This is a genomic window from Streptomyces sulfonofaciens, assembly GCF_014656295.1.
GTDB classification, from domain to species: Bacteria; Actinomycetota; Actinomycetes; order Streptomycetales; family Streptomycetaceae; genus Streptomyces; species Streptomyces sulfonofaciens.
Genome location: NZ_BNCD01000005.1, coordinates 232,484 through 248,202 on the forward strand (window position 1 = coordinate 232,484; position 15,719 = coordinate 248,202).

General features: G+C 74.0%; 10 protein-coding genes. 6 read left to right on the forward strand and 4 right to left on the reverse strand.

The window, feature by feature from the left end; genetic code table 11:
- Positions 1 to 113: 113 nt before the first annotated feature.
- Both IE313_RS11235 and IE313_RS11240 read left to right on the forward strand, forming a co-directional pair.
- Complete coding sequence (locus IE313_RS11235; protein WP_189930848.1) at positions 114 to 3,386, forward strand: GH116 family glycosyl-hydrolase; 3,273 nt, start codon at positions 114 to 116, stop codon at positions 3,384 to 3,386.
- A complete protein-coding gene (locus IE313_RS11240; RefSeq protein ID WP_189930849.1) occupies positions 3,383 to 4,522 on the forward strand; it encodes a GTP-binding protein in 1,140 nt (379 codons plus the stop codon). Before IE313_RS11235 ends, IE313_RS11240 begins: the two co-directional genes overlap by 4 nt.
- Positions 4,523 to 4,908: 386 nt before the next feature.
- Here the strand turns inward: IE313_RS11240 and IE313_RS11245 are convergent, their stop codons facing one another.
- The 3 genes from IE313_RS11245 to IE313_RS11255 form a co-directional block, all read right to left on the reverse strand.
- Entirely contained in the window at positions 4,909 to 6,351 is a 1,443-nt protein-coding gene (locus tag IE313_RS11245; protein ID WP_189930850.1) for a hydrolase, read from the reverse strand.
- Positions 6,352 to 6,781: 430 nt separating this feature from the next.
- Positions 6,782 to 7,174, reverse strand: coding sequence for an SCO5389 family protein (locus tag IE313_RS11250; protein WP_189930851.1), 393 nt, complete (start codon positions 7,172 to 7,174; stop codon positions 6,782 to 6,784).
- 201 nt (positions 7,175 to 7,375) lie between these two features.
- The gene (locus IE313_RS11255) at positions 7,376 to 8,335 is read right to left on the reverse strand and encodes an ATP-binding protein (protein WP_189930852.1); all 960 of its coding nucleotides are present in this window, start codon (positions 8,333 to 8,335) and stop codon (positions 7,376 to 7,378) included.
- Between the two features lie 466 nt (positions 8,336 to 8,801).
- Between IE313_RS11255 and IE313_RS11260 the strand changes: the two genes are divergently transcribed.
- The 3 genes from IE313_RS11260 (at position 8,802) to IE313_RS11270 (ending at position 11,952) form a co-directional block, all read left to right on the forward strand.
- The gene (locus IE313_RS11260) at positions 8,802 to 9,983 is read left to right on the forward strand and encodes a cation diffusion facilitator family transporter (protein ID WP_189930853.1); all 1,182 of its coding nucleotides are present in this window, start codon (positions 8,802 to 8,804) and stop codon (positions 9,981 to 9,983) included.
- Between the two features lie 571 nt (positions 9,984 to 10,554).
- Positions 10,555 to 10,929: a DUF805 domain-containing protein gene (locus IE313_RS11265; RefSeq protein ID WP_189930854.1), complete on the forward strand. Its 375-nt coding sequence runs from the start codon at positions 10,555 to 10,557 to the stop codon at positions 10,927 to 10,929.
- Positions 10,930 to 10,968: 39 nt separating this feature from the next.
- Complete coding sequence (locus IE313_RS11270; RefSeq protein ID WP_189930855.1) at positions 10,969 to 11,952, forward strand: NAD-dependent epimerase/dehydratase family protein; 984 nt, start codon at positions 10,969 to 10,971, stop codon at positions 11,950 to 11,952.
- A gap of 142 nt (positions 11,953 to 12,094) precedes the next feature.
- On the opposite strand, the gene IE313_RS11275 is transcribed toward IE313_RS11270, so the two are convergent.
- Positions 12,095 to 12,541 carry a PaaI family thioesterase gene (locus IE313_RS11275; protein ID WP_189930856.1) on the reverse strand — a complete coding sequence of 149 codons (447 nt, stop codon included), beginning with the start codon at positions 12,539 to 12,541 and terminating at the stop codon, positions 12,095 to 12,097.
- Between the two features lie 744 nt (positions 12,542 to 13,285).
- Here IE313_RS11275 and IE313_RS11280 point away from each other — a divergent pair.
- Positions 13,286 to 15,703, forward strand: coding sequence for an MFS transporter (locus tag IE313_RS11280; protein WP_189930857.1), 2,418 nt, complete (start codon positions 13,286 to 13,288; stop codon positions 15,701 to 15,703).
- Positions 15,704 to 15,719 lie beyond the last annotated feature (16 nt).

Consider the following 15,719-nt stretch of genomic DNA (forward strand, 5'->3'; position numbering starts at 1 on the left):
CGGGCGCGCCCCCGAGTCCTTGACGTTTCCCTCCAGGGCTCATTGAATACAAGAAATCGATTTCACCACCTGCGCTCAGCACCTTGCCCGCCGTCATGGAGAGGGGTCGGCTGATGGCCGTCCGCAGCACGGAAAGGGCCGGTCACACCTGCTGCGGGGGAGCGTCCTGCTGCCCGCCCGCGCCACGTCGGGAGCCGGCCGGGCCTGCGCCGGGGGCGGGGGTCGGACGCAGGGGATTCCTCACGCTGGGCGCCGCCGCCGCGGTGCTGCTCGGCCTCCCGCCGCAGGGCGCGGTCGCGGTGCCCGCCGACAAGGGGCTCTCCCGGGGCCGGCTCGCCGAGCTCGCCGCCCGCGGCACCGCCACCCGGTACGGCAGCGCGGCGGCGCAGGCCAACATCGGGATGCCGGTCGGCGGCGCGGGTGCCGGGCAGGTCCACCTGTCCGGGGACGGCAGGACCTGGCTGTGGGAGGTCTTCAACCCGGACGGCTTCCCCTACGGCGGCGCCGACTGGCAGGGCGTGCACTACGCGCACCCGCCGGCACCCGCCGCCCCGCTGCGCACCGGGTTCGCCCTGCGCTGGAGCGGCGGAACGCGGAGCCTTGACGGCGACGGCTTCCGGGACGTCGTCTTCACCGGGCAGTACCCCGTGGGCACGGTGGAGTTCGCCGATCCGGCGGTACCCGTGGCGGTGCGCCTCGACGCCTACTCGCCGTTCGTGCCCACCGCGGCCGACGACTCCTCGCTGCCCGCCACCGTCTTCGAGTACACCCTGCGCAACACCTCCGACCGCACCACCGACGTCCAGGTGCTCGGTTTCGCCGAGAACCCGGTGTGCGTGCGCAGCCGGACGACGCAGCCGGTGCTGCTCGGCGCGGAGCGGTTCGGCGCGGGCGGCGGCACGGGCATCCAGTACACCGCCCGGGCCGGCGACCCGGATCCGTCACCCCGTCAGGAAATCGTTTTCGAGGAGTGGGAGCGCAGCGATTACACGGGTTGGACGGCCTCCGGCACCGCCTTCGGCGCCGGACCGGTCACCGAGGCCGAGTGCCCCGACTACTTCCGCCGCGAAGGCCCCCTGGGCACCACCGGCACCCGCTTCGTCACCTCCCACAACTTCCGCGCGGGCGACGGCGGCGACCCCGACGGCCATCTCGGCAGGCTGACCAGCCGCCCCTTCACCGTCGAGCGCCGCTACGTCGCCGCCGCCGTCGGCGGCGGCGCCCAGGCCGGCCGGGCCTGCGTCAACGTCCTCGTCGACGGCGAGGTCGTCGCGTCCTTCACCGGCCGCAACGCGGAGACACTGGTCGAGCGCGCCGCCGACGTCGGCGCGTACGAGGGCCGGCGGGCCACCATCGAGATCGTCGACGAGGCGACCGGCGGCTGGGGCCACATCAACTGCGACCGGATCCGCTTCACCGACACCCCGCTCGACCCCCAGCCGCTCGACCGGCTCACCGACCACGGCACCTTCGCCCTCACCGCCTTCCACCCGGCGGCCACCGCCCGCCCCTCGCTCGACCGCTGGGCCACCCCGGCCGACTGGTTCGACGCCGCGGACGGACCCGCCGAGGCCGACGCGGTGGCCCGCGGCCTGGCCGGCGCGGTCACCGTGCGCGTCAGGCTGGCGCCCGGGGCGTCCGAGACCGTGCGGTTCGCGCTCTGCTGGCACTTCGACCTCGTCGACCCGAACCTGTTCAAGCGGCTCGACGGTGCCGCGACGCTCCGCAGGCACTACGGCACCCGGTTCGCCGACGCCCGGGCGGTCGCCGCGCTGCTCGCCGTGCGCGGTGGCGAACTGGCCGCCGCCACCCACGACTTCGTCCGCACCTGGTACACCGACTCCACGCTCCCGCACTGGTTCCTGGAGCGCACCCTCGCCCCCGCCTCGACGCTGGCCACCAGTACCGTGCACCGGTTCGCGGGCGGGCGCTTCTACGCCTTCGAGGGCCTGTACTGCTGCGACGGCACCTGCACCCACGTGTGGAACTACGCCCAGTCCGTCGCCCGCCTCTTCCCCGAGCTGGAGCGCGACACCCGCGAGCGCGTCGACTTCGGCCTGGCCTTCCACCCGGACACCGGCGCCGTCGACTACCGCGGCGAGTACGGCAGGACGGTCGCGCACGACGGCCAGTGCGGCAACATCCTGCGCGCCTGCCGCGAGCACCAGATGGCCCCGGACGACACCTTCCTCGCCCGTGTGTGGCCGAACGTCAAGAAGGCCGCCGAGTACCTGATCGGGGCGGACGGCCAGGATGCCGCAGGCGCCGACGGCATCCTCCAGGGCCGCCAGTACAACACCCTGGACTCCGCATGGTACGGCGAGATCCCCTGGATCAGCGGTCTGTACGTGGCGGCACTGCACGCCGCGGCGCAGATGGCCGACGACATGGCCGACGACGCCTTCGCCGCCCGCTGCCGCGTCCTCGCCGCCGAGGGCACCGCCCGGCTCGGCGGCCTGTGGAACGAGCGGTACGGCTACTTCGAACAGCACCTCGACCCGGCGCACGCGGACGCCGTCAACTCGGGCCGCGGCTGCCACCTCGACCAGATGTTCGGCCAGACGTACGCGTTCCAGCTCGGGCTGCCGCGCGTCTTCCCCGCGGGCCGGGCGCGCACCGCGCTGGCGAACATGTTCCGCAACAACTTCCTGCCGGACGCACAGGCGTACAAGGACGAGTCGGGCATCGAGGGCGGCCGGGTCTACAGCACCGCCGGCGAGGCCGGCACGCTGCTGTGCACCTGGCCCTTCGGCGGCTCCGACACCGCGCCGGGCAGCGGCGACCCCGCAGTCATCGGCTACTTCAACGAGGTGTGGACCGGTGTCGAGTACCAGTTCGCGGCCCAGTTGATGGCGGAGGGCATGGTCGACGAGGCGCTCGCGGTGACCCGCGCCGTGCACGACCGCTACACCGCCGACCGGCGCAACCCGTACAACGAGGTCGAGTGCTCGGACCACTACGCGCGCGCCATGATGAGCCACGCCGTCTACCTCGCGGCCACCGGCTACGAGTACCACGGCCCGCGCGGTCACCTCGGCTTCGCGCCGAGGCTGTCGCCGGACGACTTCGCCGCAGCGTTCACCGCCGCCGAGGGCTGGGGCCTGTACCGGCAGACGCGTACCGGCCGGAGTGTCAGGAGCGAGATCGAGGTCCGCTACGGCAGGCTGCGGCTCGCCTCGTTCGCGGCCGCGCCGCCGGACGGCGGCGGCACGGGGGAGGACGGCGCACGGAACCCCGGGGCGAGCGTCAGGCGGATCACCCGTGCCGGGCGGCCGGTGGCGCTGGCCGCCCACCGCACCGCCCTCTCCGGCGGCCGGGCCCTGGTCACACTGGCCAGGAAGGTCACCCTGGAGCGCGGCGACCGGCTGGTGGTGACGTTCCGTTGACCACCGCCCCGCAGGATCCCGGGAGCCCGGAAAGCCCCCCGCGCTTCGTCTTCGCCGCGCTCGGCGGCTTCCTCGGCGCGGGCAAGACCACCCTGCTCACCGCCGTCGCCCGGCTGCTCGGGGCCCGCGGCAGACGGGTCGCCGTGATCACCAACGACCAGGGCGAGGAACTGGTCGACACCGCCGTCGCCCGGTCGTCGGCGGAAGTCGTCGCCGAGGTCACCGGCGGCTGCTTCTGCTGCCGGTTCGAGGACCTGACGGAGGTCACCACGCAGGCGGTCGCGCGCGGTGCCGACGTGGTGCTGGCCGAGGCGGTCGGAAGCTGCACGGACCTCCAGGCCACCGTGGTCCGCCCGCTGCTGCGGGAGTACGGCCCCCTCGTCCGTGTCGCGCCCCTGGTGACCGTCGTCGACCCGGCCCGCTTCACCGCGCTCCCCGGCACCGGGGACGCCGACCTCGCCTACCTCTTCGACCGCCAGCTCGCCGAGGCCGACCTGATCGCGCTGAACAAGGCCGACGTCACCGCGCCCCGCGCCCTCCAGGCGGTGCGGGCCGCGCTGTCGGGCCTGCACCCGGCGACGCCCGTGCACACCTGCTCGGCGCTCACCGGCGCCGGTCTCGACGCCCTGGCCCGGCTCCTGGCCGGCGCAGCCGACCCCGGTCCGCTGCCGGGCCGCGGCAGCGACCTGGACGTCGACTACGACCGGTACGCCGCGGCCGAGGCGCTGCTCGCCTGGCTCAACCACACGGTCGTGGTGTCCGGTGCGCCCGCGTTCTCCTCGGCGCACTGGGCACGCGTGCTGCTCACCTCGCTGGCCGCGCGTGACTGGCTGGTCGGCCATGCCAAGGTGCACCTGGAGGACCCCGAGGGCCGCAGCACCCAGGTCGGCGTCACCGGGCAGGGCCGGCGGCCCTTCGTCGGCACGGACGGCGGCGCCATGGCCCGGGCCCGGGTGCGCATCAACGCACGGGTGGCCTGCGAGCCGGGGCGGTTGGACGCGGCCGTGCGCGCCGCCGTGCGCGCCGCCGACCTGGCTACCGGCGCCTCCTCGGCCGCTGCCACCGCGCCCGCGTCCTTCCGGCCCGGCTACCCGCGCCCGACCCACCGGTTGCCCGGGGCACCCGCCAGGACCTGAGCGGCCGTCACCGGTGCCCCCCGCGGCCGGTCGCGTCCCGGTCGGCCGTGTCCGTGCGGCACCTGGCCCCCGTCCCCGCCCGGACCGGCGCGAAGGGCAGGTTGGGCAGGTAGAACTGGACGAGGTCGTCCACACAGGCGGCGTTCCGCGGCCGGGTCGAAGGGCACGTCCAGCTCCACGTGGCGCGGCAGCAGGTGCCGGTGCAGGTCGAGGAGCGACCCGGGGCTCCTGCCCGTGGCCGACCGCCGCCCGGAGGGCCGCGCGGCCGGCTTCGAGGCCGTGGCACGGTCCCCGGCGCGCACCTGGCGCCGCCGCCCCGGCCGGGCGGGGCCGGGTGGTGCGCCGGCGCGCGTGGTGGCCCCGGTGACCCGGGGCCACCGGGGCGGTCAGCTCACGTTGAGGGCCGTGTCGTCGATGACGAACGTCGTCTGGAGCTTGGTGCCCTCCGTGCCGGTGAACTTGATTGTGACCGTCTGGCCGGCGTAGCCGCTCAGGTCGAAGGTGCGCTGGACGTAACCGCCTGCCGCGTCGAGGTTGGAGAAGGTGCCCAGGGTGGCCAGGGTGCTGCCGCCGGAGCTGAGCACCTGGGCCTTGAGCGTGTCGTACGCGGTGGCGGTGGTGGTCTCGTCCGTGTCGATGTGCAGGTAGAAGCGCAGCGTCGCCGCGCAGCCCGCCGGTATCCGCACCGACTGGGAGAGGGTGTCGGTGCGGGCGGTGGCGTAGCCGTTCAGCTTGGCCTTGTAGGAGCCGGTGCGGGCCGGCTCGGAGCCGCTGTTGGTGATCACGCCGCTGGTGGCGGACCAGGAGGTGCTGCCCGACTCGAAACCGGGGTTGGCGAGAAGCTGGGCCGCGGTGCAACTGCCCGTGCCGCCGCCGTCGCCGCCGCCCGACCCGCCCGCGAGCCATTCGGTGGCGTTCAGGGCGAGGGCGGCGTCGGTGCCGGCCGGGTCGTTCCAGCCGTCGTACAGGTCGTCGCCCGAGTGGCCCGTGCCGTCGTCGATGGGGGAGCTGTCGCCCCAGAACGCGACCCGGCCGCTGCCGAAGGTGCTGGTGGCGAAGAAGGCGCCGCTGCTGCCCGAGGACCCGGTGCGGTAGACGAGCCCCTTCACCGCGGCGTTGTCCGACGGCTTCAGCGTGGCCGTGGCGCCGTCGCGGATGATGCTGCCGGTGACGGTGCCGAAGGAGCCGTGCAGCACGGGGTTCGTGGCGTCGGAGATCGCCCTCGGGTTGTCGCTGCCCACGTCCACGGTGTCGACGGAGAAGCCGAACGGGTCGGTGCTGTCGACAGAGTTGTTCTTCATCAGGTCGTTGATGACCTCGACCGCGTCCTCGCCGTCGTTGTTGCGGTCGGCGCCGGTGTGGTCGGAGATGAGGAAGAGCCCGCCGCCGTTCTGCACGAACTTCATCACGGCGGTCTTCTCGGCGGAGCTCAGCAGGACGTTGGGCTCCGGCAGCACGAACGTGTCGAAGTTCTGCAGGTCGAGCGCCGAGGAGGTGCCGTAGGTGATGCTGTTGCCGGTGGGCAGCGTCTTCAGCGAGTAGTCGCCGGTCTTCTGCAGGGCTACGCCCCAGGAGGAGAGCGCGCCGGTCCAGTCGGTCTCCGCGGACGGGCTGGAGTCCTCGCCCAGCGGGTCGGGCTGGCTGGTGCCGATCACCCAGTCGGCGTTGGCCGCGGTCTCCGCCTTGGTGTTGTCGAAGAGGATCCGGTGCGGGGTGGCCGCGGCGGCCGGGTGGGCGGTGCCCGTCTGGGCGGCCGCCACCGCGGTGGCGAGCAGGCCGAGCAGGGCGAGAGCGGTGATGGGTCTGCGGGACATGCCGGTTCCGGGCATCCGTCGGACCTCCGTCCGGTGGGGTTGCGGGGGGCGGTGACTGCGGAGTGGTGGGGGTGTGAGCTGCGGGTGTGTGCTGGGGTGTGCACTGGGGTGGGGGGATCGCGGGGTGGTGGGGTGTGGGGGAACGATGGTCTGCGCGCGTAGAACGTGGCGGAACATCTGAACGGTACAAGCGGGAGCGGGCGTTGAACAGAACGCACGTCCGCTCCCCGCCTCTTTCGTGGGCGGGGAGCGGACGGGTTCAGCTCGCGGCCCGGCCCGGTTCAGCCGCCCGACCGCGCCCGTTCAGCTTCAGCGCGCCCCTCGCGACCGGCGCGGGCGGCGCGGGCGTCGCGCCGCGACCGGTGCGGCCCGTGGCCCGCGCCGGCGCGAGCGGCCGGCCGGCGGCGGCGTGGCGGGGGCGGCGTGGCGAGGCGGGCGGTGGGGGTCAGCAGTCGCGGAACTCCGGTGACTGGTTGAGGATCTGGGAGCGGAGCGAGGTGAAGCGGGTGTGCGTGGCGCCGCCGCGGGACTCGGGCCGGAAGACGGCCACCCGGTGGCAGTTCATGAAGGCGAGCGCGACGCCGAAGTGACGTTCCAGGCTGCCCCGGATGGCATCGCTGGACAACGCGCGCAGTAGCTGGCCGCGCTCCTTCTCGGAGGGCGGCGGAGTGTGGTTGTCGGCGAACTCGGCGGTGCCCGCGAACAGTTCGCCGGTCAGTCGGGCGATCAGCCGGTAGGCGTACGGCAGCGAGGTCCGGACGGTCTCCACGAAGTCCTCTTCGCGGATATCGCCGCTCTCGGCGGCGCTGAGCAGGCGGGGGGAGACGTCGAGCGACATGGAGGGTTTCCTTTTCTGTGGTCGGTGGTCGGTGGTCGGGTCGGTGGTCCCTGGCCCGTGGCTCGTGGCCGGCGGTGCGGGGAGGCGTGGCGGTGGCGCCCGTGGGCGGTGGGCGGTGGGTTCCGCGGGTCCCGGGACGGTCGAACGGGTGCGCGCGCGATCCGCCTCGGGCGGCGCACGGGATCGCCGCCCGTGCGGGGCTCAGACCGCGGCCGCCAGTGCCGTGGGACCGTGCCGGAAGTCCGGGTCGACCTGGGCGCCGAGGTCCAGGCCGGTGGCCCGGTCGGCCCAGGCCGCCGCGTTGCGCAGGTGGAAGGTGACGGCGTGCCGCTGGAAGGCGTCCCAGTCCTTGGCGCAGGCGTCGACGGTCTCGCGCAGCACGCGCAGGGCGTGGGTGTTGTGCGGTTCGAGGCCGCCGTGCGTACGGCCCTGCTCCCTGGCCCGCACCCAGGGCGAGTGCACGCAGTGCGTCAGCAGGTCGTCCCCGACGTGCTCCTTGAGGAACAGCAGGTCGTCCTCGCCGCAGACCTTGTTGCCGACCACGGCGATCGGGACGCCGAACTCGGCGGCGTGGTCGCGGTACTGGCGGTAGACCGACACGCCCTTGCGGGTCGGCTCCGCCACCAGGAAGGTCATGTCGAACCGGGTGAAGAGCCCTGAGGCGAAGGCGTCCGCGCCCGCGGTCATGTCCACCACGACGTACTCGCCGGGCCCGTCCACGAGATGGTTGAGGTACAGCTCCACCACGCCGAGCTTGGAGTGGTAGCACGCCACCCCGAGGTCGCTCTCGTCGAACGCGCCCGTCACCATCAGCGGGATTCCGTCCACCTCCTGGACGTGCCGGCCGTGCACCTCGTCGTCGCCCAGCAGCCGCAGCAGGCGTGAGCCGCGGCCCGGCGGGGTGGTCTTGACCATGGCCTCGGCGGAGGCGATCCGCGGGTTGCTGCCACGCAGGAAGTCCTTGATGGCGCCCACCCGGGAGCTGAGCGGCGGGGCGCGGAAGGGCTCTTCCCCGCCGGGTCCGAGCGCCTCGGCCAGGTGCTGGTTGATGTCGCCGTCGACGGCGACGACCGGGGCGCCGGAGCGGGCGAGGTGCCGGGAGAACAGAGCGGCCAGGGTCGTCTTTCCGCTGCCGCCCTTGCCGACGAATGCGACGCGCACGCTACCTCCTATTGGAAATGAATGTCATGAGCAATATCCTGTGGAGATGGCTGACGCCCTGTCAAGCCGACACCGGGCCGGGCAGCGTGGACCGCCGGCGATGTGACCCCCGCGGGTGACGGGGGCGTTCCCGGGGGCGGCCCGGGCGGTGCGGTCTGATCGCGGGCGGGGTCGCCGATGGCGGGCTGGTGCCGATGGCGGGCTGGTGTCGGGTCCCGGGCCCGTGCCGGGTCCCGGGGCGCATGCCGGGTCCCGGGCGGTGCCGTCCGGAGGCGGCTGCGACCGCATCCGCATCCGCATCCGCGTGCCGCACGGGTGCGGTCGCGCACCGCCGCCCGCCGGGGCCTGCGCCCCCCGGTCCGTGCCCCGATGTGCCTCCAAGACGTAGTTGCGAGCACGTCGCACCTGGTCAGGACGGGTACGACGGTGATGGCTGCAAGCGGTTTCGCGTGCCATGGTGGGCGGTATGGCAGGCAACCACCCGCACGGAACGAGCCGTCCGGCAGGCGGCACCGCGCACGGGCACGCGCATGCCGGCGCCCCCTCGGACCCGCACGGCCGCGGCCACCAGCACGGCCCGCACCACCACGGCCACGGCCGTCCGCAGGCGTCCGGGACCCGTCCGCCCCACCGGTGGGCCCGGCTGCGGCACCGGCTCCACCGCCTGGTCGTCCCGCACGGCCACGCGAGCACGGACAAGGTCGACCCGGCGATGGAGGGCTCCCGGGACGGCATGCGCACCCTGTGGCTGTCCCTCGGGGTGCTGGGCGCGACGACCGCCGTGCAGGCGCTGATCGTCGTACTGTCCGGATCGGTGGCGCTGCTCGGCGACACCGTCCACAACGCCGCCGACGCGCTGACCGCGGTGCCGCTGGGCATCGCCTTCGTCCTCGGCCGGCGGGCGGCGAACCGGCGCTACACCTACGGCTACGGCCGGGCCGAGGACCTGGCCGGGGTGGTCATCGTCCTGACCATCGCGGCGTCGGCCGCGTTCACCGCCTACGAGGCCGTCGGCCGGCTGCTCGAACCGCGAGCGGTCACCCATCCGTGGGCGGTGGCGGTGGCCGCTCTGGCCGGCTTCGCCGGCAACGAGTGGGTGGCCCGCCTGCGGATCCGCACCGGCCGCAGGATCGGCTCCGCCGCGCTGGTCGCCGACGGCCTGCACGCCCGCACCGACGGCTACACCTCGCTGGCCGTGCTGGCCGGAGCGGGCGGCGGCGCACTGGGCCTGCCGCAGGCGGACCCGGTCGTCGGACTCCTCATCGCCGCCGCGATCGCGCTGGTGCTCAAGGACGCGGCCCGCGAGGTCTACCGCAGGCTGATGGACGGCGTCGACCCCGGGCTGGTGGCGACCGCCGAGGCCGCGCTCGCCGAGGTGGCCGGGGTGCGGGCCGTCGGCCAGGTGCGGATGCGCTGGATCGGCCACACCCTGCGCGCCGAGGCGGACATCGTCGTCGACGCGTATCTGACCGTCCGCGCCGCACACCGCGTCGCCGTGGCGGCCGAGCACGCCCTCATCCACGCCGTGCCCCGCCTCACCGCGGCCACCGTCCACACCGACCACACCTCCACGGGCCCCGACCCCCATGCGCCCCTGTCCCACCACCGCGCCCGCCCGCCGCACCCGGCACAGGCGGCGCGTTCCTGACGCAGAAGCCGCCAGTCGCACGACACCACAGGCGAAACCGCACGCCGCAGGTGAAACACGAACACCGCGCGGAAACACAAACACCGCACCCGGGCGTGAACGCCACAGGCGAAACCGAATACCGGGCGCGAAACCGAATAGCGGGTGCGAAGGCGGGCCGTCGCGAAACCGAGTGCCGTACGCGGAGCGCGAACACCGCACCCGGAGCGCGAACACCGAATACGAAGCGCGGCCGCAGCACCCGGAGCGCGGACGCCGCACCAGGAAGGCGGACGCCGCACCAGGAAGGCGAACGCCGCACCGAGGAGGAGGGCGGGCCGCTCACCATGGGATTCCCCGTGGTGAGCGGTGGCCCGCCCGCGGATGTGGACGGCGGTGAACTCCCGGCTGCGCCGGCCTTTCCGTACCGCGTGCGCTCCGGCGCCCGCGCGGCCGGTTTCCCGATCACCCCGTCCTTTTGCGATCTCGGCCGCCCCGCGGCGGCGTACCTCACGCGTTTTCAGCGGTCCAACCGGGGCACCGGAATTGTCAGTTCGCAGTGATTCCGGATCGAGTCCACGGGAGGCCGGCCGTGCATTGGTACATGCAGGTGTGGAGGAAGTACGCGGTGTTCAGCGGACGGGCGTCGCGCGCCGAGTACTGGACGTTCGCATTGATCAATCTGGTGATCTCCGTTCTGCTGCTCGCCGTCGACACGGCGATCAACAGCAGGGTCCCGGACGTGCTCTACGGCCTGGCCACGATCGTGCCGAGCCTCGCCGTGGGATGCCGGCGGCTGCACGACACGGACAGGACCGGCTGGTGGCAGTTGATCGCCCTGGTGCCCGTGCTCGGCTGGCTCGCCCTCATCGTGCTCATGGCGCTGGAGGGCACCCACGGCCCCAACAAGTACGGCGGGGACCCGAAGAGCCACGCCGTCGGTGCCGCCGCCTCGTACCCCGCCTGACCCCGGTGCCCCCGGGGCAGCACGGGTTACGGTGGGGCGATGCGCGTCGTCGTCATCGGTGGCACCGGCCACATCGGGACCTATCTCATCCCCCTCCTGGTCTCCCGGGGCCACGAGGTCACCGTGCTCAGCCGCGGCCTGCGGCGCCCCTACCGGACGGACGGCGGGTGGCGCCACGTCCGGACGATCGAGACCGACCGGACGGCCGAGGAGGCGGCGGGGGACTTCGGCGACCGGGTGGCCCGCCTCGGAGCGGACGTCGTCATCGACCTGATCTGCTTCACCGAGCAGAGCGCGGAGCAGTTGAACGACGCGCTGGAGGGCCGGGTCGGGCACCTGCTGCACTGCGGCACGATCTGGGTGCACGGCCCGAGCGCGGCCGTCCCCACCACGGAGGACTCCGTCCGCAGGCCGCTCGGCCGGTACGGCATCGAGAAGGCCGCCATCGAGAAGCGGCTGCTGGCCCGGGCGCGGCGTGGCGGCCTGCCCGCGACGGTGATCCACCCCGGGCACATCACCGGTCCCGGCTGGGCCCCGATCAACCCGGCCGGCCACCTCGACCCCGGTGTCTTCGAGGACCTCGCCGACGGCAGCCGGGTGGTCCTGCCGAACCTCGGCATGGAGACGCTCCAGCACGTGCACGCCGCCGACGTGGCCGGGGTGTTCCTGGCGGCCGTCAACAACCGCTCCGTGGCGGTGGGCGAGAGCTTCCACGCGGTGGCGGACGGCGCCGTCACCCTGCGCGGCTACGCCGAGGCGGCCGCGGGGTGGTTCGGGCGCGACGCCGACCTGGACTTCCTGCCCTGGGACGAGTGGTCGCGCACCGTACCGCCCCAGCAGGCCGAGACCACCAGGAGCCATCTGGAGCACAGCCCGCACTGCTCCATGGCGAAGACCGCCCGGCTGCTGGGGTTCAGGCCGCGCTACTCCGTCCTGGAGGCCACCGAGGAGGCCGTCCTCGCCCTCGTCGACGAGGGCCGCATCGTGGTCGGGGACGGCGCGGGGCCGCGGGCCCGGCCGTAGCGGCCGCGTGTGGGGGCGGCCGCGCGGGCGTGCGCGGGGAGCGCACCGGGTCGAGCCACCGGGCCGAGGTGCAGGGCCAAGCCGCCGGGCCGAGGTCCCGGGTCGCACCACCGGGGCGAGCGGTGCGGCGCCGCGCGGGGTGTCAGGGGGCCGTGCCCCCGGCGTCCAGGTCGACGATCCGTGCGAGGGCCGTCGCGGTGGCGACGATCGCGCCCGTCGGGTCCGACAGCGCCGCCTCCAGGGACGCGTGGTCCTCGTCGCGGTGCACGACGTGCCCGGTCCCGACCAACCGGCCCGGCCTGACCGGGCGCAGGAAGCGCACCGTCAGCTCCTCGGTGGACTGGAACCGGCCCGGCCCCACGGTGGCGAGCAGCGCCGTGCCGACGGTGTCGTGCAGCATCGCGGCCAGGAACCCGCCCAGCACGTTCCCCAGCGGATTGGTGAAGTCCGCGGTGGCCGTGAACGCCACCTCGACCGTGCCCTCCTCGGCATCGGCGTCCAGCAGCTCGAAACCCAGGGTGGCCGCGGCGCGGGGCAACGGCGCGCGGCCCAGCACCGGGTCCCACAACGGCCCTGATCGTTCCGTCATCGTGCGTCCCGCTCCCTCCCGGGCCGCCGCCCGGTGTGCGGCGGCCCGTTCCGGCGCCCCGTTGCGGCGGCGCCACCGCTCCCGGGGAGGCCCGAGGGCCACCCGGCTCCAGGGCGTATGTACAGGAAGGTGTAGATTCAGGCTACGCACAGAGGATGAGGACCTGGCAACCGGAGCCGTGGTCCGGCGTTCTGGTCGGGTGTCCTGGCCCGGCGTTCCGGGTTGGGGGCGCGGATGGGTGAACGCGCCGGGGCGCGCGACGCCCGCGCGGCGACTTCGGAGGCACACGGCGGTGTCGGCCCGCACCAGTGCCACGCCGGATGCCCCCACACACCAGTACGAGGAGTACCCCATGACCTGGTGCCTGCCCCACAGTTAGGGAACGCCCGCGTTCTGCTGAGCTTGCATTTCTCCGGGTGGGGAATTTACGCTCTCACCGTACGAGACGGTAACGTTCCCTATGTTCACGAGGGGCGGAGCACCGCACCACGACTCTCCCCGCGGCCACCGCACAGGCTCGCCCTCTAGACTCCTCCTGGCCGCGCCCCGCCCCGGCGGAGGGCTGAGGCGCCCGCAGCCCGGGAGCCGCCCGGAGAGTACGGTACGGCGCCGCCCGTCCACAGCCGCCGGCCGTCCGGCGGAGTCCTGAGCGCACCGGCCGTCCGGCCCCTCGCGGAGCGCCGCGCAGCGGACCGGGCAGCACGGCACACGAGCACGAGAGCACCGCACTGGAGGCCCCCAGTCATGTCAACACCCACCGTCCAGGTGCGCGCGGAAGCCGCCGCGCCGGCATCCGGAGGCGCACCAGGCGGAGCGGTCGAGGAGCATCCGTCCGGCCGCTGGTGGGCCCTGGCCGTGATCGGCCTGGCCCAGTTGATGGTGGTGCTGGACGCCACCATCGTGAACATCGCCCTGCCCTCCGCCCAGCAGGCGCTCGGCTTCGACAACAACGGCCGCCAGTGGGTCATCACGGCCTACTCGCTGGCCTTCGGCAGCCTGCTGCTGCTCGGCGGGCGGCTCGCCGACCTCCTGGGCCGCCGCCGCACCTTCATCATCGGCCTGATCGGCTTCGCCGCCGCCTCCGCGATAGGCGGGGCGGCGAACGGCTTCACCATGCTGGTCGTCGCCCGCGCACTCCAGGGCACGTTCGGCGCGATCCTCGCGCCGTCCGCGCTGTCCCTGCTGACCACGACGTTCACCGACCCCAAGGAGCGCTCCAAGGCGTTCGGCGTGTTCGGTGCCATCGCCGGCTCCGGCGGTGCGATAGGACTGCTGCTCGGCGGTGTGCTCACCGAGCACCTCAACTGGCGCTGGACCCTCTACGTCAACGACGGCATAGCCGTCTTCGCCGTCATCGGCGCCCTCGTCTTCGTCCGCAGCGCCATGCCCGCCGAGCGGCCCAAGCTCGACCTGCTCGGCACCCTGCTCGCGGCCGCCGGCCTCTTCGGCGTGGTCTACGGCTTCTCCAACGCCGAGACGCACGACTGGAGCGACTGGATGTGCTGGGGCTTCCTGGCCGCCGGCGCGCTGCTGCTCGTGCTCTTCGTGGTGTGGCAGCACCGCGCCAAGCACCCCCTGCTGCCGCTGCGGGTGCTCGCCGACCGCAACCGCGCGGGCTCGTACATAAGCGTCTTCATCGCCGGTACGGGCATGTTCGGCGTCTTCCTCTTCCTGACGTACTACCTCCGGCTGAACCTGAACTACTCGCCCGTGCAGACCGGCCTCGCCTTCCTGCCGATGGTGGGCACGCTGATGGTCACCGCCCAGCTCGCGGTGAACGTCCTGGTCCCGCGGCTCGGTCCCAAGCCGGTGGTGCCATTCGGCATGGCGGCGGCGGCTGCCGGTCTCGTCCTGTTCACCAGGCTCGACCTGAACAGCACCTACCCGGCCCACGTCCTGCCGCCGCTGATCGTGATGGGCTTCGGCCTCGGTCTGGTGATGCCGCCCGCGATGAGCCTCGCCACGCTCGGTGTGGCCCGCCAGGACCAGGGCGTGGCCTCGGCGATGGTGAACACCATGCAGCAGATCGGCGGCTCGATCGGCACGGCGCTGTTCAACACCATCGCCGCCACCGCCGCCACCGACTACGCCAAGGACCACATCGGGACGCGCAACCTCCCGGTCCTCGCGGCGCTGCACAGCTACTCCACCGCCTACTGGTGGGCCGCCGGGTTCTTCGCCGCAGGACTGCTGGTCTCCGTGACCGTCTACCGCAAGGGCCGCCCCCAGCCGCACACCCCGGCGCCCGCCGAGGAGAGTGCGGCGCAGCCCGCCCCGGCCCCGGCGCCCGCCGAGCCGCTGCCCACCCGGCCCCAGCACGCCAAGGGCGCGATCCCGACGGCCGGTCCCGCCGCCCTGAACGGCACCCATCCCGCCACCGCGCCCGCCGAGCCGGTCACGCCCGCCGCGGGCCCGCAGGTGCACGGGTTCGTCCTCGACCCGGCCGGCCACCCGGTCCCGGGCGCCGCCGTCACCCTGATCGACCCGGCGGGTCTCCAGCTCGCCCGCGCCCAGGCCGCGGCGGACGGCCGCTACGCCCTCGCGGGCCCGGCGGCCGGCGCGTACGTCCTGATCGCCTCCTCGCCCGGGCACCAGCCGCACGTCGCCACCGTCACGGTCGGCCCGGCGCCCACCGCCTTCGATCTGCACCTGGTCGCCTCCGGCGGGCTGTCAGGCACGGTGCACGCCGAGTGGAGCCCGATCGGCGGCGCCCTGGTGGTGGCCACCGACGCGCACGGCGACGTCGCGGGAACCGCCCGCTGCGACGACTCCGGCGCCTACCGGCTCACCGACCTCACCCCCGGCCTGTACACCCTGGCCGTCAGCGCCGAGGGCTACCAGCCGAGCGCCCTCACCGTCGACCTGGGCACCGCCTCCCCGACCAAGCAGGACATCGAGCTGCGCCCGGCGGCCCTGATCAGCGGCACCGTCCGCAACGACCGGGGCACCCCGCTGGCCGACATCCGGGTCACGCTGCTCGACCCCGCGGGGAACGTCCTGTCCCACCGCACCACCGGCGAGGACGGCGTCTACGCCTTCACCGACCTCCCGGACGGCCACTACACGGTGGTCGCCGCGGGATACCCGCCCCGCTCCACGCCGTTCACCCTCGGCAGGGACGGCACCGACACCTTCGACATCGAGCTGGGGCACGAGAGCTGAGCCCTCGGCCCCGGCC